Annotated in this window: 21 protein-coding genes and 1 pseudogene; 21 read left to right on the forward strand and 1 reads right to left on the reverse strand. The window is 66.9% G+C overall.

Annotation, left to right across the window (positions count from 1 at the left end; all coding sequences use genetic code 11):
* Positions 1-56 precede the first annotated feature (56 nt).
* The 4 genes and pseudogenes from BN4346_RS32085 to nudC all read left to right on the forward strand — a co-directional run bounded on the left by BN4346_RS32085 (position 57) and on the right by nudC (position 8,479).
* A complete protein-coding gene (locus BN4346_RS32085; protein WP_067970803.1) occupies positions 57-3,197 on the forward strand; it encodes an ATP-dependent helicase in 3,141 nt (1,046 codons plus the stop codon).
* Positions 3,194-6,393 (forward strand): annotated as a pseudogene (locus BN4346_RS32090) (ATP-dependent helicase). Before BN4346_RS32085 ends, BN4346_RS32090 begins: the two are co-directional and overlap by 4 nt.
* A gap of 55 nt (positions 6,394-6,448) precedes the next feature.
* A complete protein-coding gene (locus tag BN4346_RS32095) occupies positions 6,449-7,525 on the forward strand; it encodes a potassium channel family protein (RefSeq protein WP_067970805.1) in 1,077 nt (358 codons plus the stop codon).
* 30 nt (positions 7,526-7,555) lie between these two features.
* Positions 7,556-8,479, forward strand: coding sequence for an NAD(+) diphosphatase (nudC, locus tag BN4346_RS32100; protein ID WP_067970807.1), 924 nt, complete (start codon positions 7,556-7,558; stop codon positions 8,477-8,479).
* A gap of 38 nt (positions 8,480-8,517) precedes the next feature.
* On the opposite strand, the gene BN4346_RS32105 is transcribed toward nudC, so the two are convergent.
* Positions 8,518-9,237, reverse strand: coding sequence for a type 1 glutamine amidotransferase domain-containing protein (locus BN4346_RS32105; RefSeq protein WP_067970809.1), 720 nt, complete (start codon positions 9,235-9,237; stop codon positions 8,518-8,520).
* A 147-nt stretch (positions 9,238-9,384) separates the two neighbouring features.
* Between BN4346_RS32105 and BN4346_RS32110 the strand changes: the two genes are divergently transcribed.
* From BN4346_RS32110 to BN4346_RS32190, 17 genes are all read left to right on the forward strand, one after another.
* Positions 9,385-10,191, forward strand: coding sequence for a 2-keto-4-pentenoate hydratase (locus tag BN4346_RS32110; RefSeq protein WP_067970810.1), 807 nt, complete (start codon positions 9,385-9,387; stop codon positions 10,189-10,191).
* Positions 10,188-10,961 carry a 2-keto-4-pentenoate hydratase gene (locus BN4346_RS32115; protein WP_067970813.1) on the forward strand — a complete coding sequence of 258 codons (774 nt, stop codon included), beginning with the start codon at positions 10,188-10,190 and terminating at the stop codon, positions 10,959-10,961. The genes BN4346_RS32110 and BN4346_RS32115 overlap by 4 nt, the downstream gene beginning before the upstream one ends.
* 31 nt (positions 10,962-10,992) lie before the next feature.
* Positions 10,993-12,030: a ferritin family protein gene (locus tag BN4346_RS32120; RefSeq protein ID WP_067970815.1), complete on the forward strand. Its 1,038-nt coding sequence runs from the start codon at positions 10,993-10,995 to the stop codon at positions 12,028-12,030.
* Positions 12,027-12,323, forward strand: coding sequence for an MmoB/DmpM family protein (locus tag BN4346_RS32125; RefSeq protein WP_067970817.1), 297 nt, complete (start codon positions 12,027-12,029; stop codon positions 12,321-12,323). Before BN4346_RS32120 ends, BN4346_RS32125 begins: the two co-directional genes overlap by 4 nt.
* Before the next feature lie 16 nt (positions 12,324-12,339).
* Positions 12,340-13,848 carry a YHS domain-containing protein gene (locus BN4346_RS32130; protein ID WP_235653596.1) on the forward strand — a complete coding sequence of 503 codons (1,509 nt, stop codon included), beginning with the start codon at positions 12,340-12,342 and terminating at the stop codon, positions 13,846-13,848.
* The gene (locus tag BN4346_RS32135) at positions 13,845-14,168 is read left to right on the forward strand and encodes a phenol hydroxylase subunit P4 (protein WP_067970819.1); all 324 of its coding nucleotides are present in this window, start codon (positions 13,845-13,847) and stop codon (positions 14,166-14,168) included. The genes BN4346_RS32130 and BN4346_RS32135 overlap by 4 nt, the downstream gene beginning before the upstream one ends.
* Positions 14,168-14,572 (forward strand): 2Fe-2S iron-sulfur cluster-binding protein, encoded by a 405-nt coding sequence (locus tag BN4346_RS32140; protein WP_078058549.1) that lies wholly within the window; start codon positions 14,168-14,170, stop codon positions 14,570-14,572. The genes BN4346_RS32135 and BN4346_RS32140 overlap by 1 nt, the downstream gene beginning before the upstream one ends.
* Positions 14,573-15,484 carry a catechol 2,3-dioxygenase gene (locus BN4346_RS32145; RefSeq protein ID WP_067970821.1) on the forward strand — a complete coding sequence of 304 codons (912 nt, stop codon included), beginning with the start codon at positions 14,573-14,575 and terminating at the stop codon, positions 15,482-15,484. It begins immediately after the preceding gene.
* Between the two features lie 47 nt (positions 15,485-15,531).
* Complete coding sequence (locus BN4346_RS32150) at positions 15,532-16,593, forward strand: NADH:ubiquinone reductase (Na(+)-transporting) subunit F (RefSeq protein ID WP_067970823.1); 1,062 nt, start codon at positions 15,532-15,534, stop codon at positions 16,591-16,593.
* 32 nt (positions 16,594-16,625) lie between these two features.
* Positions 16,626-17,072 carry a hypothetical protein gene (locus BN4346_RS32155; protein ID WP_154677572.1) on the forward strand — a complete coding sequence of 149 codons (447 nt, stop codon included), beginning with the start codon at positions 16,626-16,628 and terminating at the stop codon, positions 17,070-17,072.
* Positions 17,069-17,890: an alpha/beta fold hydrolase gene (locus BN4346_RS32160; protein WP_067971140.1), complete on the forward strand. Its 822-nt coding sequence runs from the start codon at positions 17,069-17,071 to the stop codon at positions 17,888-17,890. The genes BN4346_RS32155 and BN4346_RS32160 overlap by 4 nt, the downstream gene beginning before the upstream one ends.
* Before the next feature lie 12 nt (positions 17,891-17,902).
* Positions 17,903-18,958 (forward strand): thiamine pyrophosphate-dependent dehydrogenase E1 component subunit alpha, encoded by a 1,056-nt coding sequence (locus BN4346_RS32165; protein WP_235653597.1) that lies wholly within the window; start codon positions 17,903-17,905, stop codon positions 18,956-18,958.
* Entirely contained in the window at positions 18,948-19,940 is a 993-nt protein-coding gene (locus BN4346_RS32170) for an alpha-ketoacid dehydrogenase subunit beta (RefSeq protein WP_067970829.1), read from the forward strand. The genes BN4346_RS32165 and BN4346_RS32170 overlap by 11 nt, the downstream gene beginning before the upstream one ends.
* On the forward strand, positions 19,937-21,295 hold the full coding sequence (gene lpdA, locus BN4346_RS32175; RefSeq protein WP_067970831.1) for a dihydrolipoyl dehydrogenase: 1,359 nt from the start codon (positions 19,937-19,939) through the stop codon (positions 21,293-21,295). The genes BN4346_RS32170 and lpdA overlap by 4 nt, the downstream gene beginning before the upstream one ends.
* 12 nt (positions 21,296-21,307) lie before the next feature.
* Positions 21,308-22,591, forward strand: a complete 1,284-nt coding sequence (locus BN4346_RS32180; RefSeq protein WP_067970833.1) for a dihydrolipoamide acetyltransferase family protein — start codon at positions 21,308-21,310, stop codon at positions 22,589-22,591.
* The gene (locus BN4346_RS32185; protein WP_067970835.1) at positions 22,588-24,285 is read left to right on the forward strand and encodes a PHA/PHB synthase family protein; all 1,698 of its coding nucleotides are present in this window, start codon (positions 22,588-22,590) and stop codon (positions 24,283-24,285) included. Before BN4346_RS32180 ends, BN4346_RS32185 begins: the two co-directional genes overlap by 4 nt.
* A gap of 114 nt (positions 24,286-24,399) precedes the next feature.
* The gene (locus tag BN4346_RS32190; protein WP_235653729.1) at positions 24,400-25,401 is read left to right on the forward strand and encodes a PEP/pyruvate-binding domain-containing protein; all 1,002 of its coding nucleotides are present in this window, start codon (positions 24,400-24,402) and stop codon (positions 25,399-25,401) included.
* Positions 25,402-25,404 lie beyond the last annotated feature (3 nt).

Here is a 25,404-nt window from a genome sequence, read left to right on the forward strand (position 1 = left end):
GTCGATGGTGCCAGCCGCACCCACACCTGTCGGAGGGCAGTGCTCTCATTGGCGGCATGGCACAGGATTGGGGATCGCCCGCCGCGCAGGTCGCCGCGGCGCTCGATCCGGGTGCGCGCGGCGTCCTACAGGTACGCGGGGGACCGGGCACCGGCAAGACCAGCCTGCTGGTGGAGGTGGCCACTGCCCACGTCGGCGCCGGCGTGGACGCCAATTCGGTGCTGCTGCTGACGGGCTCCGGCCGGCTTCCCGCAGCGGATCGCGGGACGCTGACCGCGAAATTGCTGGGCGCCGGCGGGCTGGGCACCGGCCAGGTGATCCGGGAACCTCTGGTGCGCACCGTGCACGGCTACGCCTTCGCGGTGCTCCAACGCGCTGCCCGGCGGGCCGAAGCCACCCCACCGCGGCTGGTCACCGGTGCCGAACAGGACAGCGTGATCCGCGAACTACTCGCCGGGGACGGTGCCGAAGCCTGGCCGCCGTCGTTGCACGCGGCCCTGGCCACCGACGGCTTCGCCACCGAACTGCGGGACTTGATGGCGCGCTGTGCCGAACGCGGTGTGGACCCGGCAGAGCTGACCAGGTTGGGCAAGCGCTGCCGCCGCCCGGAGTGGACGGCCGCGGGCCGGTTCGCCCAGCAGTACGAGCAGGTGATGCTGCTGCGTGCCGCGGTTGGTACCGCGGCGCCCCAGGCGACCACGCCGGCGCTCGGCGCGGCGGAATTGGTCGGGGCGGCGCTGGAGGCGTTCGCGACCGACCCGGATCTGCTCATCGACGAACGCAGCCGGATCCGGCTGCTGCTGGTCGACGACGCGCAGCAACTCGACCCGCAGGCGGCCAGGTTGGTGCGGGTGCTCGCGGCCGGCGTGCACCGGACGGTGATCGCGGGCGACCCCGATCAGGCGGTGTTCGGATTCCGCGGCGCCGAACCCACCGTCCTGTTGGGTGACGACGTGCAACCCGACGGGGCCGCGGTGCCGGTGGTAACACTGACGACGTCGCACCGGTGCGCGCCGGCGGTGGCCCGGGCCATCAGCGCCGTCGCCGGACGGCTGCCCGGCACCAGTGCCACCCGCCGGCTCGAGGGAATCGGATCCGACGCCGGGGCGGTGAGCGTGCGCACTGCGGCCAGCAGTCACGCCGAGGCTGCCCTGATCGCCGACACCCTGCGGCGCGCCCACCTGATCGACGGGGTGCCGTGGTCGCAGATGGCGGTGATCGTCCGTTCGGTGCCGCGGGCGGCCGCGCGGCTGCACCGCACCCTGGCCGCCGCCGGGATCCCGGTCACGCTGCCGGCCAGCGGTGGATTGCTGGCCGAACAGCCCGCGGTGGCCGCCCTGCTCACGGTGCTGGAGTGCACCGCGGACGTGGTGGACGGAGCTCGGGCGCTGACGTTGCTCAGTGGGCCGATCGGTCGGGTGGACCCGATCTCACTGAGGCAACTGCAACGCACGCTGCGCCGCGGCACGGCCCGCCCGGAACCGCCGCATGAACCCGATGATCGCCTGGCGGTGGTGCTCACCGGTGCGCCCGGTGAGCTGCCGGCCGCGCACACCCGTGCGCTGCGCCGGGTTCGTGCGGTGCTGCAGGCCGCGGCCCGCAGCCATGCCGACGGCCGCGACCCGCACCACACGCTGTGGCAGGCCTGGAATCGGTCCGGGCTGCAACAACGCTGGCTGTCGGCCACCGAGCGCGGTGGTCCGGTCGGCGCTCAAGCCGGCCGGGACCTGGACGCGGTGACCGCACTGTTCGACCTCGCCGAGCAGTACGTGGCGCGCACCGCGGGCGCCACCCTGACCGGATTGGTCGAGTACGTCACGGCCATGCAACTGGCCCCGCCCCGCCCCGAACCCGCGACGGGCACGGAGGCGGTGGGTGTGCTCAGCGCGCACGCCGCACTCGGGCGCGAATGGGATCTGGTGGTCATCGCCGGAGTCCAGGAAGGACTGTGGCCCAACATCGTTCCGCGTGGCGGCGTGCTAGGAACCCAGCGGCTCCTGGACACCCTGCATGGCTTCGGGGCGGAGGTCTCGGCCCGGGCCCCGCTACTTGCCGAGGAGCGACGGCTGCTGGTGGCGGCGCTGGGGCGGGCACGGCGCCGGCTGGTGATCACTGCCGTCGACGGCGACGGCGACGGCAGTACCGAGGAACAGATCCCGTCGGAGTTCTTCGCCGAACTCGCGGACTGTGCCAGCGGCGACGTGGCAACGGCACCGGCTCCACCGGTGGTGGCCCCGCCGGTGTTGTCCGCGGCCGGGCTGGTGGGGCGACTGCGTGCGGTGGTCTGCGCACCGGAGACCGCGGTGAGCGATTCCGAACGCGCGGATGCGGCAATGCAATTGGCGCGACTTGCCCGGGCCGGGGTGCCCGGTGCCGATCCGCGGGGTTGGCACGGCACGGCAGCATTGAGCACCGAGGAGCCCCTTCGGCAGCCCGGCTTAGGACCGGTCACCCTGTCGCCGTCGGCGCTGCAGAGCCTGCTGGACTGCCCGCTGCGCTGGCTGGCCGAACGCCACGGCGGAACCGACGGCCGCGATCTGCGCTCGACAATCGGATCGGTGATACACGCGCTGGTCGCCGAATCGGCTGGCAGCCCACAGGAACTGCTCGCCGAGCTGAACCGGGCTTGGCAGCAGCTGCCGTTCGCGTCGCAGTGGTACTCGGCCAACGAACTCGACCGGCATCGCGCCATCATCGAGACGTTCCTGGCATGGCGGGCGCAGACCCGTGGCGAACTCACCGAAGTCGGCACCGAGGTCGGCTTCGACGGAGTGATCGACGCCGGTGAGGACGGGGTTCGGCTGCGCGGCCGGATCGACCGAGTCGAACGCGACGCCGCCGGCCGGCTGGTGGTCGTCGACGTCAAGACCGCGAAGACCCCGGCCAGCAAGGATGACGCACAACAGCACGCCCAGTTGGCCGTCTACCAATTGGCGGTCGAAGCCGGGCTCGTCGGGCCCGACGAGGAGCCCGGCGGGGCGAGGCTGGTCTATCCCGCCAAACCCGGAACGGTCGGCGCCACCGAGCGCGCACAAGACCCCCTGACGCCCGATACCGGTGCGCAATGGCGGGAGCGGATCGCGCAGGCGGCCGCGGCCACCGCCGGCCCGCAATTCACCGCCCGAGTGAACGACGGCTGCCGACACTGCCCGGTCCGGCCGATCTGCCCGGCACACAACGGCGGGTGCGGCGCATGACAAACCGCTACGCCCCCGCCGAGCTGGCCGCCGCGCTTGGGCTACACCAACCCACCGAGGAGCAGGCCGCGGTGATCGCCGCCCCGCCGGGGCCCCTGGTGGTGATCGCCGGCGCGGGTGCCGGCAAGACCGAGACGATGGCTGCTCGGGTGGTGTGGTTGGTCGCCAACGGTTACGCCGACCCCGGCCAGGTCCTGGGGCTGACGTTCACCCGCAAGGCGGCCGGCCAACTGCTGCGCCGGGTTCGATCCCGGCTGGCGCGGTTGGCCGGTGCCGGCCTGATGGCGCATGAACCCGGCGTGCGGGGGATTGACGGCGCCCCGGCGGCAACGCCCGTCGTGAGCACCTATCACGCCTTCGCCGGTGCGCTGCTGCGCGAGCACGGGCTGCTGCTCGGTATCGAGCCCGACACCCGGCTGCTCACCGAGACCGGGCTATGGCAGCTGGCGTTCGACGTGGTCAGCAGTTATCCCGGGGAACTGCGCACCGACCGGGATCCCGCCGCGGTCACCGCGATGGTGTTGCGGCTGGCCGGGCAGTTGGCCGAACATCTGGTGGACACCGGCGCATTGCGCCACACCCACCTGGAGTTGGAGCGGCTGGTGCACACCCTGCCGCCGGGCCCGCGCCAGCGCGCCGAACCCAACCAGTCGCTGCTCAAGATGCTCGACACCCAGACCGAACGTGCCGAACTGGTGCCGTTGATCGAGGCGCTACACCAGCGCATGCGGGCGGAACGGGCAATGGATTTCGGCGCACAGATGGCCACCGCCGCTCGGCTGGCGCAGTCCGACGGGGCGGTCGGCGCCCGGTTGCGTGCCACCTATCGGGTGGTGCTGCTCGACGAATACCAGGACACCGGGCACGCCCAGCGCATCGCGCTGTCGTCGCTGTTCGGCGGGGGTGCCGACGACGGCCTGGCGCTGACCGCGGTGGGCGATCCGATCCAGTCGATCTACGGCTGGCGCGGCGCCTCGGCGACCAACCTGCCCCGATTCGCCACCGACTTCCCGCTCTCCGACGGCAGCCCGGCACCCACCCTGGAGTCGCGGACCAGCTGGCGCAACCCTCCCGAAGTGCTGCACCTGGCCAATGAGATCTCCGCGGAGGCACGCCGGCGCTCTGTCACCGTGCAATCGCTGCGGCCCCGCCCGGCCGCGCCCCCCGGCGACGTGCGGGTCGCGCTGCAGCCCGACGTAGTCAGCGAAGACGAGTGGGTTGCCGAGGCATTGCAGCGGTACTACCGGCAAGCCGACCGCCGGGCGCGGCGGCGATGCGCGTGCCCACCGGCCCGCGCTGGCGGTTCGGCGCCGCCGACCTGGCCGCGCTGTGGCGACGTGCCGCCGGGCTGGCCCGGCCCGAAAAATCGACCGCACCGGTGTCGGCCGCGGAGATCGCTGCCACGGCCGGGCCGGATTCCGAGACCGCATGTCTGGCCGACGCGCTGGCCGATCCTGGACCGCCAGAGCGCTATTCGGCCGTCGGATACCGGCGCATCGTCGCCCTCGCCGAGGAACTGACCCTATTGCGCGGCCACCTGTGGCATCCGCTGCCCGACCTGGTCGCCGAGGTACGCCGGGTGCTCGGCCTGGACTGCGAGGTGCTCGCCGCGCAGCCGGTGGCGGCAACTGCGGCCGGCACCGAACAACTGGACGCCTTCGCCGATGTGGTGGCCGGTTATGCCGAGGCGATCGCAAGGCCGGCGCCAGCCGGTCGCGGCGGGTCGTCATGGGCGCAGGGGGCCGGGGCGCGAGCCGCGCTGCCGGGACTGCTGGCATACCTGGACGCCGCCGCGGTGGTGGAGAACGGGCTGGCGCCGGCGGCGCCGGCGGTCGCTACCGATCGCGTCCAGATCCTCACTGTGCATGCCGCCAAGGGGCTGGAATGGCAGGTGGTCGCGATACCGCACCTGGTGGCGCGGGTTTTCCCGTCGACCGCATCGCGACGTAGCTGGCTCTCCGACGCTGCCGAACTTCCGCCGTTGTTGCGCGGCGATCGGGCCCAGCATGTGCCCGGCGGTTCAGTGAGGCTCGACGCAGGAGAGGCGAAGCTGGGACCGTCGCATGTGTCCGGCGATCACGGTGTCCCGCTGCTCGACATCGATGCGGTCACCAACCGAAAGCAGCTGTCCGACGCCATCTCCGAACATCAGCGCCGCCTGGACCAGCGACGGGTCGACGAAGAGCGCCGGCTGCTCTACGTCGCGGTCACCCGCGCCGAGGACACCCTGCTGGTCTCGGGCCACCATTGGGGGCAGGGCGAGACCAAGCCGCGCGGCCCGTCGGACTTCCTCACCGAAATCAAGGCGGTGATCGACAGTTCGGCCGACGCGGGAACTCCCTGCGGGGTGGTCGAGCACTGGGCGCAGGCGCCGGCCGACGGCGAGAAAAACCCGTTGTCCGACAACGTAAAAGAAGGAATATGGCCGACTGATCCGCTGACCGGCCGGCGCGGTGATGTCGAACGCGGCGCGGCGCTGGTCGCCGCCGAGCTGCAGGCGGGTGAACCTCAAGACGACGCGCCCTCGGTCAGTGCGTGGGCCGCCGACGTGGACGCCCTACTGGCAGAGCGAGCCACCGCCGCGACGCCGCAGGCCCGCGCCCTGCCCAACCAGCTCTCGGTGAGCGGTCTGGTTGAGTTGAGTCGTGACCCCGCTGGTGCCAGGCAGCGCCTGAGTCGCCGGCTCCCGGCCCGGCCTGACCCGCATGCGTTGTTGGGCAGCGCATTTCACGACTGGGTTCAGCGGCTCTACGGCGCCGAGAGACTTTTCGAGCTCGAAGATCTGCCCGGTGCGGCCGACGCCGACACCGCCCGCGCCGACGCACAGGAGCTGGCCCGCCTACAGGCGGCGTTCCTGGAATCGCCCTGGGCCGCGCGCACTCCCACCGCCGTCGAGGTGCCGTTCGAGATGGCTATCGGCAACCGGGTGGTGCGCGGCCGGATCGACGCGGTGTTCGTCGAGCGCGACGGTGGCGTCACCGTGGTGGACTGGAAGACCGGAACGCCCCCCGACGGACCCGAGGCGCGCCGGCACGCCGCCGTCCAGCTTGGCGTTTACCGCCTGGCCTGGGCCGCATTGACCGGCTGCCCGCCCTCGCAGGTGCGAGCGGCCTTCCACTACGTGCGTTCCGGGACCACCGTCGTCGCTGACGAGCTGCCCGAACTGACTGACCTGGCCGCGCTGCTCAACACCTGACGACGGGTGTGGTTACAGTGGGTCCGTGCGTCAGGCTGACCGATGACCGCCCGTCGTGGCAGGAGCTAGCTGGCGGCGGTTGCGGCGTCTCGACGAGACGCTGACCGCCCAGCCCAGTTATGCGCTCGTCGGTGTGCTACGCATGCCACACGGGCAGTCCAGTCCCGGCCGCACCGTATATCGGCGAAGCCTGATCGCGCTGGCGGCACTGCTGGTGTCCGCGCTGTTCGTCTACATCGACCGCGACGGCTACCAGGACGTGCAGGGCGACCGCCTGACCTTCCTGGACTGCCTGTACTACTCGGCGGTGACCCTGTCGACCACCGGATACGGCGACATCACGCCCGTCACCGAATTTGCCCGCATGATCAATGTCCTGGTCATCACCCCGCTGCGGATCGCCTTCTTGATCTTGCTGGTCGGAACGACCGTCGAGGCGTTCACCGAGACCTCCCAGCAGGCATTCCGCATTCAGCGTTGGAGGAAGAGAGTGAAAGACCACACCATCGTCATCGGGTACGGAACCAAGGGCAAGACCGCGATCGCCGCGATGCTCGGCGACGACGAGACCACCCCCAGCGACATCGTCGTCGTGGACAACGACCGGGCGGTGCTCGACCGCGCGAAGACCGCCGGGCTGGTCACGGTGGACGGCGACGCGACCCGGTCGGATGTGCTGCGGCTGGCCAGCGCCCAGCGCGCGTCGGCGATCGTGGTGGCCACCGGCTCCGATGCGACGGCGACGCTGGTCACGCTGACCGCCCGCGAGATCGCCCCCAAGGCCACCATCGTGGCGGCCATTCGGGAAGCCGAGAACCAGCACCTGCTGGAACAGTCCGGCGCCGACTCGGTGGTGGTGTCCTCGGAGACCGCCGGGCGACTGCTCGGCATCGCCACCACCACGCCCAGTGTGGTCGAGATCATCGAGGACCTGCTCACGCCGGACGACGGTTATGCCATCGCCGAGCGGCAGGTGGAACAGCAGGAAGTCGGCGGGTCGGCCAAGCACCTCAACGACATCGTGCTCGCGGTGGTTCGCGGTGGGAAGCTGCTGCGGTTGGATGCGCCCGAGGTGGATGCTATCGAGCCCGGCGACCGGTTGCTCTACGTTCGCACGGTGAGCAACCAGTGACGGTCGAACCGGGTCGGCACGGGAGGAAAGATGGGTAGCTTCCAGCTTCGCCATGTGCCCCTGCTGTCGCGGGTCGGGGCTGATCGAGCAGACCAGCTGCGCACCGACACGGACGCGGCCGTCGCCGGCTGGTCGTCTGCCGCGCTACTGCGCGTCGATCCCCGCAACCAGGTACTGGTCGCCGGCGGCCGGGTGGTGCTGCACGCGGCCAGCGAACTGGGCGACACGCCGCCACCGGATGCGGTGTTCCTGGGCCGTGTCGAGGACGGTCGGCACGTCTGGGCGGTCCGGGGCGCGCTGCAGGCCCCGACCGGCGCCGACGTCTCGGTGCTGGATATCCGTGCCACCGGCGATATCTTCGATGACGTCAGCGCTCAATTGGTGTCTTCGGCCATCGCGTTGCTGAATTGGCATGACAATGCCAGGTTTTCGTCCGTCGATGGCACGCCGACCAAGCCGGTGCGCAGCGGCTGGGCACGGGCCAACCCGATCAGCGGCGTCGAAGAGTTCCCGCGCATCGACCCGGCAGTGATCTGCTTGGTGCACGACGGCGCCGACCGGGTGGTGCTGGCCCGCCAGCACAATTGGCCGGTCCGGATGTTCTCGCTGCTGGCCGGATTCGTCGAGGCCGGCGAGTCGTTCGAGGCCTGCGTGGTCCGCGAGGTCCACGAAGAGGTCGGGCTGTCCGTGCGCGACGTCAGCTACCTGGGCAGCCAGCCCTGGCCGTTCCCGAGGTCGCTGATGGTCGGCTTCCATGCCGTCGCCGACCCGGGCGAGGGGTTCGTCTTCAATGACGGCGAGATCACCGAGGCCGCGTGGTTCACCCGCGAGGAGGTGCGGGCCGCGCTGGCGGCCGGAGCCTGGGACGGCGGCAACGCCGACGCGAAACTGCTGTTGCCCGGGTCGATCTCGATCGCCCGGACGATCATCGAGTCCTGGGTCGAAGCGGTCTGATTGGCGATCACCCAGCAACAATCCTGCACGTACGGCCCTCAGCCGCGAGTTGGTGTCGCGAACTCGGCCACCAGAGCCTTCGCCAACGGCCGTGCAGACGCCGGATTCTGACCGGTGTAGAGATTGCCGTCGATGGTGACGTGCGGGGACCACGCAGTGCTGCTCTGCTCGTAGGCCCCGCCATCAGCAGTGAGGCGGTCTTCGAGTAGCCAGAAGGCTTTGTGGGCGAACCCGATCTGCGCCTCCTCGACGTTGCTGAAGCCGGTCACCTTACGACCACGGAACAACCATGTCCCATCCGCGCTGCGGGCAGCCAGCAATGCGGCGGTGCCGTGGCACACGGCCCCAACCGGCTTGTCCTGTGCGGCGAACTCACCGAGTAGGGCGCCGAACCGGTCAGACACCGCGAGATCCTCCATTGGCCCGTGGCCGCCGGGGATGAAAACCATCTCGTAATCGGCGGCCGTAACCGCGTCAAGGTCGACTGGCGCTGCGAGCTGATCGGCGATACCCGCCAGATAGGCACGAAACCTTTTGCCCGGCTCACTCGAGCCGCCGTTCATCTCGGGCGTAAACCCTGCCTCGTCCGCAACTGGTCGCACAGCTCCAGGGGTCGCGATCGTGATGTCGAAGCCGGCCTGGGTGAACATCTGGTGTGGGACCGCTAGCTCCTCGGGCCAGAAGCCGGTCGGGTGCTTGGTGCCATCCGCGAGCGTCCAGTGGTCCGAGCCCGAGACTGCGCAGAGTAGGTGTGTCACGTAACTGCTCCTTTTCGTCGCCAGGCCGGCTGTCCGTACACAACCGCACCATCCGAAATATCCGCCAGGGGTGGTCATCGAGGGCTTCGGTTCCGCCAAGAGGAACAGTTCTTCGTGCCGGCCGTGAGCGGGCGCACTGTAGTGGGCATGACCGAGACCGCGCTGATCGCAGAGCTGGCAGACCAGCTTTGGCAGGCCGACCGGTCAGGTGTGCCGGTGGAGCCGTTGACGGCAGCCCATCCTCAGCTCGACATCGATGACGCCTACGCCATTCAGTTGCGCAATATCGATCGGCGGGTCGCTGCCGGAGCACATGTTCGAGGGCGCAAGGTGGGGCTGACGGCCCGCACCATGCAGGAGTTGCTCGGGGTAAGCGAGCCCGACTTCGGTGTTCTGCTCGACGACATGTTCGTCGAGGACGGTGACGAAGTGCCGCTCTACGACATGGTGCAGCCGCGGGTCGAGGCGGAGATGGCATTCGTGCTCGACACCGACCTTGTCGGGCCTGGTGTCACGACGGCGAACGCGCTGACCGCGATCGCCGGAGTCCTGCCCGCGATCGAGATCGTCGACAGCCGTATCACGGACTGGCGGATCAAGCTGGTTGACACGGTCGCCGACAATGCGTCGTCGGGCAAGCTTGTCCTGGGTGGTCGGCTGCGCAAGGTCACCGAGCTCGACCTGCGCGTGGTCGGGATGGCGTTGAGCCGCAACGGTTCGGTCATCGATACCGGCGCCGGGGCGGCGGCGCTGGGAAACCCGGCCCGCTGCGTGGCCTGGCTGGCGAACAAGCTCGCCGATTTCGGCACGGGTCTACGCGCCGGTGATGTGGTGTTGCCCGGCGCGGTTCATCGGATGGTGGCGGTTACCCCCGGGGATGTCTTCCGAGCGGAATTCGCCCACTTGGGCGCAGTTACCGTGCGCTTCTCCAACGGATCTGAGGTGCAACCATGATCGGCCCGCGCCAGATCGTGGACGAGTTGATAGTGGCCGAACGCGAATGCAAGGCGATCAACCCGTTCAGCGATACGCAACCGGACTTCGACCTCGAATCCGCCTACGAGGCGCAGCGGCTATTCGTCGCCGCCAAGGTCGACGCGGGCGATGTGGTGGTCGGTGCGAAGCTCGGACTGACCAGTCGCGCCAAGCAGCAAGCGATGGGCGTATCGGAGCCGTTGTACGGCAAGGTCACCCGCACGATGCTCGCTCCGTTCGGCGAGCCGTTGGATCTCACCTCGCTGATTCAGCCACGGGTCGAGCCGGAGATCGCCTTCCTGCTGGGCGAAGAGCTGTCGGGTCGCGTCACGGTCACCGACGTTCTCGCGGCCACGAAATCGGTGTTCGCGGCCCTCGACGTGCTCGACTCGCGGTACCGGGACTATCGATTCACCCTGCCTGATGTCGTGGCCGACAACTGCAGCGCCGGCCGGTTCTTGTTGGGGCCGCGGGCCTTGCCGCCCACCGAACTGACCGATCTACGCCTGGTGGGCTGCGTGCTTCGCGCCGACGGCGAAGTGGTCGCCACTGCCGCGGGCGCAGCCGTCATGGGCCATCCGGCCGCCTCGGTCGCCTGGCTGGTCAACCAACTCGCGGAGCGACACGAAGTGCTGCCGGCTGGGTCGCTGATCTTTTCCGGTGGGCTCACGGCACCAATCCCGCTGTGCGCCGGCCATTCCGTCACTGCCGAGTTCGATGGCCTCGGCACCGTCGAGGCTTACGCCTGACCGGCCGGTCTGGCGTTAGAGAGGAGAAACAATGGGATACGAGCTGCGGACCCAGACGGTTGAACCGATCCGCAACACGTACCAGAGTTTGATCAATCGGTTCGGCGACAAGCCGGCAAGCCGGTATCAGGAAGGAACCTACGAACTTCAGCCGACCGAGAACTTTCATTATCGACCCCTGTGGGCTCCTACCCACGAGATCTACGATCCGGATTACACCGCGCTGAAGCTCAGCGACCCGTACTCCTACGTCGACCCGAGGCAGTACTACTACGCGACCTATGTCGCGGCCCGCGCAGGTCTCTACGAGGGCTTTGCCAAGGATCTGCAGTACATCGAGCAGCGCAACCTGTTCGACAGCCTGCCCGAGAACTGGCATGCGATGATGGTGTACGCACTCGTGCCGTTACGCCACTACGAGTCCGGTGGAGAACTGGTCTCCATCAATGCCAGCCGATTCTCCTGGGGCGCAACGCTCTCGCAGGCCGCCACGTTTGCGGCGATGGATCGTATCGGCAATGCGCAGCTGCTGAGCATGGTCGGGCTGGCGATCGGTGGTGGCGCGGGCGACAAACTCGCTGAGGCCAAGCAGGCCTGGCTTGAGCGTCCTGAGCTGCAGGGCCTGCGTGAACTCGTCGAACAGGCGTTGGTCGAACAGGACTGGGTCACCGGGCTGCTCGCCATGGAGCTGACCGATGCGCAGCTGCACCCCCTGCTGTTCCGGCATTGCGACGAACGCGCACTGTTCCGCGGTGCGATGGCGTACAGCCTGCTCGCCCAGCATTTCAACAAGTGGTACACCGACCATCGCAAATGGTTGACGGCGTTGCTGAAGGCGTGGGTCAGCGACCCCGAGCACGGTGACGCCAACCGCACGGCGCTCAGAGCCATCGTCGACCGCTGGTACCCGCAGTCCCGAGCCGCCGTCAACAGCCTCGCTGAAGGTATCCAGCAGGGCTATGGCTCCACCTCGATGGTCTCGGCTGCCGATCGTCTGGCCGCCGAGTTGGCGAAAGAGCTTGATCAGCTTGGTATCCCCGTCGACACCCCGAGTGGAAGTAAGAGATGACCGAAAAATCAGGAATGCGCGTCCGCAATGTCGGCGTGGACCTGCAGGACATCGACGAGGCCCGTTCGATCGTCGAGGCGATTGAACGCGACAACCCTGAGGTGACCATTCGAAGGCTGCCCGGGATGGTCAAGGTCTCGGTGCCTGGGCGCCTGAGCATTCAACGCAGCACGGTCGAGGAACTGCTCGGTCGGGACTGGGAGACGAACGAATTCCAGTTGGTCGTCATCTCCCTGGTCGGCAACATCGCCGAATGGGACGAAGACGAAATCATTATCAAGTGGGAGCACTGAGAGCTAAGGAGGAATCGTGGCGAAAGCTTCGATGCGGGAGCGCTACCAGCTGCTCACCCGCGATCTGGACTGGAAACCGAGCTACGTGGCGGAAGAAGACCTCTACCCGCACACCAGGTTCGAGGGCATCAAGATCCACGACTGGGATGCCTGGGAGGACCCCTTCCGGTTGACCGTCGATGCCTACACGAAATACCAGGCCGAGAAGGACAAACGGCTCTACGCGGTACTCGAGAGCTTCGCTCAGGGCCAGGGACATCTGCAGCTGAGCGACGCGCGCTACCTCAACGCCCTTCGGCTCTTTCTGCAGGGCGTATCGCCACTGGAATATGCCGCCCATCGTCACTTCGGCTACCTCGGCCGGCATCTGAACGGTCCCGGTCCCCGGTTTGCGGCGCTGTGCCAGTCGATCGACGAGTTGCGGCACGCGCAAACGCAGACACACGCGATCTCGATGTACAACAAGTACTACGACGGATTCCACTCGCCACAGAAGATGTTCGACCGGGTTTGGTACCTCAGCGTGCCGAAATCGTTCTTCGACGATGGCCTCTCGGCTGGTCCTTTCGAATTCATGACCGCCATCTCGTTCAGCTTCGAGTACTTCCTGACCAACCTGCTGTTCGTGCCGTTCATGAGCGGAGCCAGCTTCAACGGCGACTTGTCGACCATGAGTTTCGGGTTCTCCGCGCAGAGCGACGAGAGCCGGCATATGACGCTGGGTCTGGAAGTGATCAAGTTCATCCTCGAGCAAGACGAACAGAACGTGCCGATCATGCAGGACTGGATCGACAAGTGGTTCTGGCGCGGTTACCGGTTGCTCGGGCTGGTGGCATGCATGCAGGACTACTTCCTGCCGAAGAAGGTGATGAGCTGGAAGGAGGCGTTCGAGCTCTACCTCGAGCAGCAGATGCTGGACGGCCTGTTCCCCGATCTGGAGTACTACGGTATCCGCCCGCCGCGCCACGTTGAGCAGGCCATCGCGGAAAAGGAGTACCTCAGCCACCAGGTCCACTGGATTCTCTACCAGTTCTCCCATGCGGCGTCCTTCACCACGACGGTTCCACCCGGGCCTGAGATGGACTGGATGTCCGAGCAGTACCCCGACACCTTCGACCGGTACTACCGGCCGCTGTACCAGAAGGCCGCAGCGATGCAGACCGCGGGCAACCGCTTCTTCAACCCGGTCCTGCCCCAGCTGTGCCAGGTCTGTCAGATCCCCATGGGCTTCAGTGAAGTGGGCGATCCTGCGACGATCTGCCAGCGGCACAGCGTCTACCGGGGCGAGCGGTACAACTTCTGCTCGGATGGCTGCAAGTGGATCTTCGACCGGGAGCAGGAGAAGTACGTGCAGGCATGGCTGCCCGTGCACCAGATCTACCAGGGCAACTGCGGCGGGCCGACACTGCCGGACGTGCTGAAGTGGTACGGGATCGATCCGACTCGCGATGGTGGCGAATACACGACTTCCCCGGATGCCGCTCGCTGGGCGGAGTGGCACGCTCCGTTGGGGGCGAGGTCATGACGGTAAAAAGCCTTGGGACCTATGACTTCCCCGCAAAGGACCGTCAAGAGGTCTACGGCGACGACCAACTGGTGCACGTGCTCTGGGATGGCAACATGCTGTTCTGCTCGGCAGCGTGCTTCCGGGTGCCCAAAGCCATGACCTGGTCGGATTTCAAGAGTCAGATGATCGACCCGTGGGCGTCCGCGGACCCCGACTACCGATCGGATAACGCAACCGGATGGCGTCGAGACGAGGAAGCCTTCGACCCGAAGCCGGATGACACCATCGCGGGCCTCGGCATCCCGCACAAGGGCCTGATCTATTTCCTGGTGCGGTGATGGCGATCCTGCGACTGCTGCCCGGCGAGGTCGAGTTGGCGGTTCACGAAGGTGAGTCGATTCTCCAGGCGACTGTCCGCGACGGCTTCAGCTACCGGTTCGGTTGCCGTCGGGGCGGTTGCGGGATCTGCAAGGCGGACCTGGTGTCCGGCGAGGTGCGCTACGGCAAGAACATCGCCGAGAGCGTACTGAGCGAACAGGAGCGGGCCGAGGGAGTGGTGCTGACATGCCGGGCCCAGCCGGCTACCGACGAAGTCGTCGTGCGGCTGCGACCGGGCCATCGGTTGAAGCTGAACGTCCCGCTGTTGCTCGCGGCCGCGCAACAAAGGATCGCCGGCGTCGACGACCACCGCAGCACTGCCGATGTACAAGGCCCCGAACAATTCTCGACGAAGGAGGCATAGATGAGCGTCAATCGGATCGGCTACGTGCATGCACGAGTCACCGACCTGGACGAGGCGATCAGCCACTACAGCAACACTCTTGGCCAGACGGTCATCGCGCAGGAAGACGGGAAGGTCTACCTGAAGGCCTGGGACGAGTTCGATCACCACTCCGTGGTACTCGAAGAGGGCGGCGTCGGCCTGGTCAAGCTGGGCTTCAAGGTGCACACCGAAGATGACCTGGCCGACTTCGAGAATCGAATCAGCCGATTCGGCGCATCAAGCGAGCGGATGAGCAAGGGCGAAAACCTCGCCGTCGGCGCCGGCCTGCGGGTGGTCCTACCCTCAGAGCACGTCGTCGAGTTCTACACCGACATGGAGTTTCTCGGCACCGACACCGGCACGCTCAACCCCGACCCTTGGTCCCGTCGCGCCCCGGGTGCGGCGGTGCATCGCCTCGACCATGCACTGATCGCGGCGGAGGACCCCGCACTCGTCGAGCGCTTTTTCCAGGAGTGCCTGGACTTCCACACCTCGGAGCGGCTGATCACCGACCCAGCGGACCCGGAAGTGATCGGGACCTGGTTGTTCTGTGGCCAGAAGGCGCACGACCTTGCGGTGATCAAGGGGGAGAACGGCAAGCTGCACCACTGGGCCTACTGGCTCGAGGACTGGAACGAAGTCCTGCGCGCCGGTGACCTTTTCGCGATGGACGATGTGTCGGTGGATGTCGGGCCGACACGGCACGGCATCACCCGGGGAAAGACCATCTATTTCTTCGACCCGTCGGGCAACCGCAACGAAGTGTTCTCCGGCGGCTACATCACCGGGGCGGACTTCCCGACGATCACCTGGACCGCCGATCAGGCCGGCAAGGGGATCTTCTACATCTCCCGCGAGGTCAACGACACCTTCACCACGGTATTCACCTGACCGCTCGCCTCCCAACTGACCGACGCGACAGCAGGAGCACAACCACCATGGCCGAGACCTACACCATCACCGTCGAGCCGCTCGACCGCCAGGTCCAGTGCCGCGATGACCAGAACATCCTCGACGCCTGCCTGCGCCAGGGTGTCTGGTTGCCGCACGCCTGCACCCATGGCACGTGTGCGACGTGCAAAGTGCAGGTGCTCGACGGCGACGTGGAGCACAACGACGCATCCTCGTTCGCCCTGATGGATTTCGAGCGCAACGAAGGCAAGGCGCTGGTCTGCGTCGCGACACCGAAATCCGACGTGACCGTCGAAGCCGAAGTGGATGTCGAAGAGGGAGTGGAGTTCCACCCGATCCACGACTACTGCGGGACGGTGGCAGGAATCGAAGACTGTGCGCGCAACATCCGCCGGGTGCTCATCGACCTCGACGGTGAGATGCGTTTCAATCCAGGTCAATACTTGCAGATCTCCGTCCCCGGCAAGGGAGTGAACCGAAGCTGGTCAATGGCCAACCCACCCGGCCGGGCCGATCGCGTCGAGCTGCAGATCCGCAACACCCCGGGCGGACTGGCCACCGAAGGCTGGGTATTCAAGGATCTCGCCGTCGGCGACTCGGTGCAGCTGACCGGTCCCTACGGGCGGTTCTTCCTGCGGGAGCAGCGCAGCCAGCCGGCGATCCTGATCGGCGGGGGAACCGGGCTGGCCCCGCTGAAGTCGATGATTGCCCACGTGCTGACAACCGGATTGCCGCATCGGCTGCACCTGTACCAGGGCGCCCGAACGCAGGCAGACCTCTACGACGTGGAATTCTTCGATGGCCTCGCCGCGCAGTTCCCCGAGCAGTTCAGCTACCGGCCCTGCCTGTCCGATGAGCAAGTGGACGGCATCGCACACGGGATGGTCACCGATGTCGTGGCAGGCGATTTCGACACCTGCCGTGGTCACGTGGCCTACGTGTGCGGACCGCCGCCGATGGTGGAGGCCGCGATCAAGACGCTGATGAAAAAACGCCTGTTCCCGCGCGACATCTACCGGGAGGACTTCTTCGACTCGTCGGACAAGGCCACCGGCGGACTGCGCAGCCCGCTGATGAAAACCACTTGACCGCCGCCGCGAAGAAGCGCGAAGGAAATCCGATGACTGTCACCAGCCAGCGCGATGTCGTCTTCACCCCGTTCATGTTGCGGGTACGCGAGGCGACCGCCGGCTCGCAAACAGAGCCGACCGTGTTGCGGTTCGAGCCGAGCGGCAGCTGCTCGATCGCCGTCGCCGTGAACGAGTGGTTCGAGTTGCGGGCCTACGCGGAGCACATGATCGCCGAGGCCAACGCAATGCTGGACCCCAACATCGAGCCCATCGCACTGCGCGACGAATGCGGCACCGGAATCCTGGCTTTCGAACTCGGTTGGCAGGCCTATAATTTCCGGCTGTTCGTGCATGCCGACGCACCCGGCCACACCGGGCGGGTGGAGATCGGCCACGATCTACAGGCCCGAGCCGAGAAACCCGCCGAGCGCACCGTGCTCGACGACCTGGTCATCAACATGCTGGTCCACGCCGATCGATGCGGCACCCGCCGATGAACGCGCGGCCGGAGATCGGCGAGTCGGTCGTCGCCGCCGGCATCCGCACCAACTATCTGGAGTCGGGTACCGGCGACCCGGTGGTGCTGATCCATGGCTCGGGGCCCGGGGTGACGGCGTACGCGAACTGGCGACTGACCATCCCCGACCTGGCGAAGCGTTACCGCGTCCTCGCACCGGACATGGTCGGCTTCGGCTACACCGAACGGCCGGATGGCATCGACTTCGGCGTGCAGACCTGGGCGGACCAGGTAGTGGGATTCCTCGATGCGCTGTCCATTCCGCAGGCCTCACTGGTCGGCAACAGCTTCGGTGGGGCGATCGCCTTGCGGGTCGCCGCGCAACACCCCGCCCGGGTGCAGCGACTGGTCCTGATGGGCAGCGTCGGCGTGCCATTTCCCATCACCGACGCACTCGACGCGGTGTGGGGATACCAGCCGTCGTTGGAGAACATGCGCGGTCTGCTCGACGTGTTCGCGTATTCACGGAAGCTGGTCACCGATGAGCTCGCGGAAGTGCGGTACCGGGCCAGCATCGAGCCGGGGTTCCAGGAGTCCTTCAGCGCGATGTTCCCGGCCCCCCGGCAGCGGCACGTCGACGCGATGGTCACCTCCGATGAGCAGATCGCGGGGCTGCCGCATGAAACGCTGATCGTTCACGGCCGCGACGACCGGGTGATCCCGTTGCGCACTTCAGGCCGACTGTTGCAGCTCATCGAACGCTCCCAGCTGCACGTCTTCGGTGAATGCGGGCACTGGACGCAGATCGAGCGGAGTACCGAATTCAACCGGCTGCTAGACGATTTCCTCGCCGGCTGACGAGGACCTGAGATGGGTGAAGCAGGGAAAGGGCAGGTGAACATGACGGTCACAGGCCGGACGAGCAAGGCGGGCGGGGGCACCCGTCGGCGTTCTGCGGCCAAGCCGGCTCCGGAACGCGATCTGTATCTTTCGATGTATCGCACCATGGCGCTGCATCGCGCTGTGGAGGACCGGATGGTCAGCATGTACCGGCAGGGCGAGTTGCTCGGCTCGCTGTATACCGGGCATTGGCACGAGGCGATCGCGGTCGGAACGGCGGCGGCGTTGCGGCCCAGCGATTTTCTTGCCCCGCTGCACCGTGATCTCGGTGCCCACCTGTGGCGGGGGGTCCAGCCGCGCGAAGTGATGGCGAGCTTTATGGGCAAGGCCACCTCGCCGACCGGCGGTCGCGACGGCACACTGCATTACGGGCGGCTGGACCTGAACATCTACAACCCGCCGAGCCATATTCCCGACAACTATCCGGTCGCCACCGGTGCCGCGTTCGCTTTCAAATACCGCGGCAGCGACGGGGTGGCACTCGCGTACTGCGGCGACGGCTCGACGGGACGCGGCGACTTCCACGAGGCACTCAACATCGCCGCGGTTCTGCGGCTGCCCTGCGTCTTCGTCGTGGAGAACAACCAGTTCTCCTACTCGACGCCGCTGCGGCTGACCTCGAACTCCGAGGACTTGGCAACCAAAGCCATTGCTTACGGTATGCCGGGGGAGCGAATCGACGGAATCGATGTGGTCGCCGTATACGAGGCGACGTCGCGGGCGGTCGCACGGGCCAGATCCGGGCAGGGCCCGTCCCTCATCGAAGCCGTCACCATGCGCATGCACGGTCATGCCGAGCACGACCCGGCCGATTACGTGCCCAGGGAGCTGCTGGCCGAGTGGGCGAAACGGGACCCGGTGGAGGAATTCGGCGGCCGGTTGCGGGAACTGGGCTTCGCCGACACCGACGACATCGCCAAGATCGCCGAGGAAGTGCGACAGATCGCGATCGACGCCCGCAAGCAGTCGATGGCCGACCCGATGCCCGAGCCGATCGATTTGGAGGGGCGCGTCTATGCCGACTGAGACCGCTACCAGCACTGGTGAAGTCAGCTATCTCGACGCGGTCAGCCACGCGCTGGCCGCCGAGATGGAAGCCGACGACAACGTATTCCTCATCGGCGAGGACGTCGGACAATTCGGCGGCGCCTTCAAAGTCACCAAGGGCTTCCTGGAGCGCTTCGGTGAGCGCCGCGTCGTCGACACCCCGATCGCGGAGTCCGGGTTCACCGGGCTGGCGGCGGGCGCAGCACTGATGGGCCTTCGTCCGGTCGTGGAGTTCCAGTTCGCTGACTTCATCTCCTGCGCTTTCGACCAGATCATCAATGTCGTGGCGCGACACCACTTCCGCACCGGCGACCCGATGCCGATCACATTCCGGTGTCCATTCGGAGCTCGGCTGCGCGCGGGGCCGACGCATTCCCAGAGTGTGGAGTCCTACTTCGCGCACGTCCCGGGATTGAAGATCGTGGCGCCGGCGACCGTGTCCGATGCGGCGGGCCTGCTGATCAGCGCGATCCGGGACAACAATCCGGTGCTGTACTTGGAAAGCAAGTACCTCTATCGGCGCGTCAAGGCGCCGCTGTCGCTGGATCCGGTGCCGATCGGCGCGGCGCGGGTGGTTCGGGAGGGCACCGACGTCACCCTGGTGACCTATTCGGTCGGCGTTCATCAGGGGCTGGAGGCCGCCGCCGAGCTGGAGAAGGAGGGGATCTCCGTCGAGGTGGTCGACCTGCGCAGTCTGGTGCCGCTCGATGTGGAGACGATCGCCGCTTCGGTGCGCAAGACCGCGCGGGCTGTCGTGCTGCACGAGGCCGCGCGCCGGCTGGGGTACGGCGCGGAGATCGGATCCGTCATCACCGAGGAGTGCTTCTGGTCGCTGGACCACCCGGTCGTGCGGATCGCGGCGAAGAACACCCCGACCCCGACCAGCCCACCGCTGGAGGATGCCGTGGTGCCACAGACGACGGAGGTCATCGAAACGCTGCGGAAGGTGGCGAAAACATGAGCAGCGAGCAAGATTACGACGTCGTGGTGATCGGCGGCGGCCCAGGCGGTTACGCCGCGGCACTCTACGGCGCCTCAGCGGGCCTGACCGTCGCGCTCGTCGAGGACGGCGCCGTCGGCGGAACCTGCCTGAATCGGGGCTGCATACCGGCGAAGGCACTACTGCAGACCGCCGAGGTGTACCGGACCGCCGATCATGCCGCGGATTTCGGAGTCATCGCCGACGGCGCGAGCACCTTCACGGTGGACTGGGCGAAGGTCTCCCAACGAACCAACGGCATCGTGGATCGGCTCGTCGGTGGACTCCCGGGCCTCACCGAGACCGGCGCGGTCTCCGTCAACGGTACGGTGCTGCGCGGCGGCGCGGTGGTCATCGCAACCGGCTCGGTGCCGCGGACCCTTCCCGGGTTCGAGTTCGAGGGCGAGCTGATCGTCAGCTCCGATCACAGCACTCGCAGCGCAAGTCTGCCGGAGCGGGTCGCGGTCGTCGGCGGCGGTGTGATCGGCTCGGAATTCGCCTCGGTGTTCACCGACGTGGGGGTGCACACCACCCTGCTGGAGGCGATGCCCGGCGGCGTCCTGCCGGTCGGCCCCGATCCCGAGCTCGCCGATGTCCTGCGTAGGGCGCTTGTCAAGCGCGGCACCACGATCCACGCCGGAGCCAAGGTCAATCCTCCGGAAATGTCGGACGGCGGAATAGTTCTCGGATTCGAGGCGAACGGTGCCTCGGAGAAGATCGAAGTTGACCAGGTTCTGGTGGCGACCGGGCGGCGTCCCGTCAGTGCGGACATGGGATTGACCGAAGCCGGAATCCAGGTGTCGGACAAGGGGTTCATCGAGGTCGACAAGACGACGATGGCCACCACCCGGCCCGGTGTCTACGCCGTCGGCGACGTCGTCGACACCCCCGGCTTGGCGCACGTCGCGTACGCCGAAGCCATCGTCGCGATCAAGGCCATCCTGGGAGAGCAGCCGGATCCGGTCGACTACGCACGGGTCCCGTGGATCGTCTACACCCATCCCGAAATCGCGTGGGCCGGTTACACCGAGGACGCGGCCAAGGCGGCCGGCTACGACATCGTGGTGCACAAGCACAAGTTCGCCGGCAACGGCCGGGCCATGATCATCGGCGACACCGACGGGATGGTGAAGGTCGTCGCCCAACGTGACGGGCCCATCCTGGGTGTGCACATCGTCGGACCGTGGGCGAGCGAACTGATCGCCGAGGGCTACCTGGCGGTCAACTGGCAGGCCCTGCCCGAAGAGGTGGGCGCATTCATCCATCCGCACCCCAGCCTGTCGGAAGCGGTAGGCGAAACAATGCTCGCCCTCACCGGGCGAGCACTGCACGGCTGAAACGGAGCGATCATGGCAGACGACGTGCACGAGGTGACCATGCCGAAGCTCGGTGAGAGCATCACCGAAGGAACCCTGTCCCGGTGGCTGAAATCGGTCGGCGATCAGATCGCGTTCGATGATCCGCTGTTCGAGGTCGCGACCGACAAGGTCGATTCCGAAGTACCGAGTGCCTTCGACGGTTTCCTTATGGAAGTGCTCGTCGCAGAGGGGCAGACCGTGCCGGTAGGCACGGTGCTCGCGCGGATCGGGCCATTGGCCGGGTCCGCGACGGGCGCTGCACCAGTGCCGGCCGCAGAACCTGCTCCCGCGCCGAGCGAGGTCATCGACGCACCGGTGGTCACGGGCCGGGGCAACGGCAACGGGCGGTTGCTGTCCCCGGTCGTGCGCCGCCTGGTCGCCGAGCACAACCTCGACCTGGCCGCGGTCACCGGGTCAGGCGCAGGCGGTCGGATCACACGCGAAGACGTCCTGGCTGCGATCGCCGCCACCCCTGCTCCGGTGGCGCCGGCTGCGCCCGCCGCGTTGGCGCCACCGGCTTCACCCGTCAGCCCGCCAACCGCAGCAGCCCCGGCGCCGCAGGCCGGCGACCGTGAGGAGGTCGTACCACTCTCACGGATCAGGCTGATCACCGCACAGCGCATGCTGGAGTCACGGCAGACGTCACCGCACGTGTGGACCTCCGTCGAGGTCGACCTGCAGCGCATTGAAGATCTCCGACGGCGGTACAAGGAACAGTTCCGCAAGGAAGAGGGGGTGTCGCTGACCTACCTGGCGTTTATCGCCCGCGCCGCATGTGACGCCTTACGTGCCCATCCCGCCGTCAACGCCTCGATCGATACGGCGAGCAAGACCATGACGTTGCACCGCTACGTCAACCTCGCGATCGCGGTGGACCTCAACGAGCAAGGCCTGATGGCACCGGTGATCAAGGGCGCGGACGCACTGAACCTGCGCGGGCTCGCCAGGGCGATCAAAGCCATGGGTGATGCGGCAAAAGCACAGACCCTCACCGCCGACGACCTGTCCGGCTCGACCTTCACGCTCACCAATCCCGGGCCCCTCGGCAGCTTCGCGTCTGCACCGATCATCAATCAGCCCAATGTGGCCATCATGTCCACCGAAGGGGTGTCCCGGCGACCGACTGTCGTCGGCGACGGGATCGCCATCCACCACATGTGCATCCTGGGATTCTCCTACGACCACCGCGCTTTCGACGGGGTCACCGCTGCGCGGTTCCTGATGGATATCCGCGACACCCTGCAGGACCGTGATTGGGAGGCGGAACTGCAATGAGCACGGCAGACGGGATCGATACCGCCAGGACGCGCGCGTTCGAGGTCGGACTCGTCATCGACCCGGACCCGGCGTTGTTCGGGCGCGCACTCGCCGCAGCCGCCCTCGGTGTGGCGCGCAACCCGGTCGAGGGGACCGAGGCGACCGTCCGCGCCGGAATCCAACTCCTGCGAGCGGGACTGGCCGCGGTGAATCGTGCACTGGGCGTATCGACGCCGGGACCGATGCCGGTCGACCCGAAGGACCGGCGGTTCGCCGATCCGGCTTGGGAGGACAACGCCGCCTACTACACCATCAGACAGCTTCACCTCATACTGCGGCAGTACGCCTTCGCGCTGGCCGGCGCGGCAAAGCTCGACCCGGTGGTGGCGGGCAAGGCCGACATGGCGCTCGGCTTCCTCGCGGACGCTGCGGCGCCGACGAACTTTCTCCCCACCAACCCGGCGGCGCTCAAGCGCATGTTCGAGTCCGGTGGCCGCAGTATTGTTTCCGGCCTCCGCAACTTCGCCGACGACGTGCTGCACAACCGTGGCCGCCCGCGACAGGTGGACCGGACCTCGTTCGAGGTCGGTCGCAACATGGCCGCGACCCCCAGCAAAGTCGTCTATCGCAACGATCTCATCGAGCTTCTGCAGTATCTGCCGCAAACCGATGAGGTGCATCAGATCCCGATCCTGTGCAGCCCGCCGTGGATCAACAAGTACTACATCATGGATCTGGCACCGGACCGTAGCTTCATCGAGTGGGCAGTCCGGCACGGGCATAGTGTGTTTGCGATCAGCTATCGCAACCCCGATAAGGAGATGGCGAACTCCGGTCTGGATGACTACCTGATCGGCGGGCTGCGCACGGCACTGGATGTGGTGTGCGAGATCACCGGTTCCGACACCGCGCATGTCGTCGGGCTCTGCCTCGGCGGTGCCATGACCATGATGACGGCGGCACACTTGGCGAAGGCCGGGGACAGCCGGATCGGAACCATCACGTTGCTGAACACGATGGTCGATTTCGCCGAGCCGGGTATCCTGGGCAACTTCACCGACGATGCTGCGGTTGCCAAGTTGGAGAAGAAGATGGCCCGCAGGGGTTATCTCGAGGGTTGGGAAATGGCAGCTACTTTCGACATGTTGCGTGCCAATGACCTGATCTTCAAGTACACGGTGTCCAATTGGTTGATGGGGGAGTCACCTCCTGCGTTCGACCTGCTCGCGTGGAATGCCGACTGCACTCGCATGCCGGCTGCCATGCATTCGTTCTACCTGCGCTCGTGCTACGTCGAGAACCGGTTGGTTTCCGGTGACCTGAAACTGGCGGGTCATCGTCTCGAGCTCGCCGATGTCAAGCAACCGATGTATATCGTCGCCGCGATCACCGATCACATCGTGCCCTGGCGGTCGTCGTATGCCACCACCCAATACGTCTCCGGCCGGGTGCGCTTCGTGCTTTCCAACGGCGGGCACATCGCGGGCGTTGTCAACCCGCCCAGTTCCAAGGCGTGGTACCTGACCGCTGAGGACGCCGCTGCCACACCGGACGCGTGGTATGCGAATACCAGCACGACTGCCGGCTCGTGGTGGGAGGATTGGGCGGTGTGGGCCGGTGAGCACGGCGGTCCGATGATCGATCCACCCCGATTGGGCTCGGAGGTGTACGAAGTACTCGGAGACGGGCCCGGCGATTATGTGTACACCTGAGTGAGCTGGATTCGAGATGGTTCGACAACGGGTTGAGGCGCCGACGTGACCGACTTCATCGCGTGGCTCGAAGACCTGGATCCCCCAACGGCGAATGTCGTCGCAGGTGCGAAGATGGGCCGGCTCAGCGAACTGTCGCGGCTCGGATTCCGGGTGCCACGCGGTTTCACGGTCACCGTTGACGCCTTTCGTCAGCACTACATCGGGTCTGGCGTGGATGCCGTCGTCGAACGGCATTTGTCGACGCTGACCGGCCCGGCTGATCGGGCTCGGCTCTCAGAGGTGGCCGATGCGATCAGGACTACGTTCGAAGAGACTCCGGTGGCCGAGACGCTCACGTCGGCCATTGCCGACGCGTACGCCGAACTGAGTTACCGCTGCGGCGATATCAATCAACCGGTCGCGGTCCGCAGTTCGGCGACGGGCGAGGACGCCGCCGAGGCCAGCTGCGCCGGCGTCTTCGACACCTACCTCGGCATGACCGGTGAGGCCCGAGTGCTTGCGGCGATAAACCGTTGCTGGGCGAGCCTTTTCTCGGCGCGCGCGCTTCGCTACCGGCAGGAGCGGGGGATTCCGCACCACCCCGTGGCGATGGCCGTTGGTGTGCTCGAGCTCGTCCATGCCCGGGTCTCCGGTGTGGCATTCTCCATCCACCCGGTGACCGGCAATCGAGAACGAATGGTCATCGAAGGAACCTGGGGGTGGGGGGAGGCCGTCGTGCAGGGCGTCGTGAGTCCCGATCACATCGAGATCTGCAAGGAAGACCGTCGAGTGCTGTCCCACGACGTCGCGGACAAGAGCCTGATGTCAACCTTCGACTACGCGAGGGGCGAGATCGTCGAAGCCGAGATGCCCGAGCGCTTTCGCAACGCACCCATCCTCGACGAAGAACAGATCGGTGCCGTGGCGGACGCGGTCTGCGCGATAGAGCAACATTACGGCCATCCGGTGGACGTCGAGTGGGTGATCGACCGGACCCGCCGCCCGGGTGATCCGGTGTCGATCGTTCAGGCCAGGCCGGTAACGGTATTCGGCGGAACCGAAGGTCCGCCATCCGCGACGCAATGGAACCCGGGCGCCTACGCCGACAAATACGCGTTCGGTGAACCGCCATGAAAG

The organism is Mycolicibacter icosiumassiliensis, assembly GCF_900078685.2.
In the GTDB taxonomy this organism is placed as follows: Bacteria; Actinomycetota; Actinomycetes; order Mycobacteriales; family Mycobacteriaceae; genus Mycobacterium; species Mycobacterium icosiumassiliensis.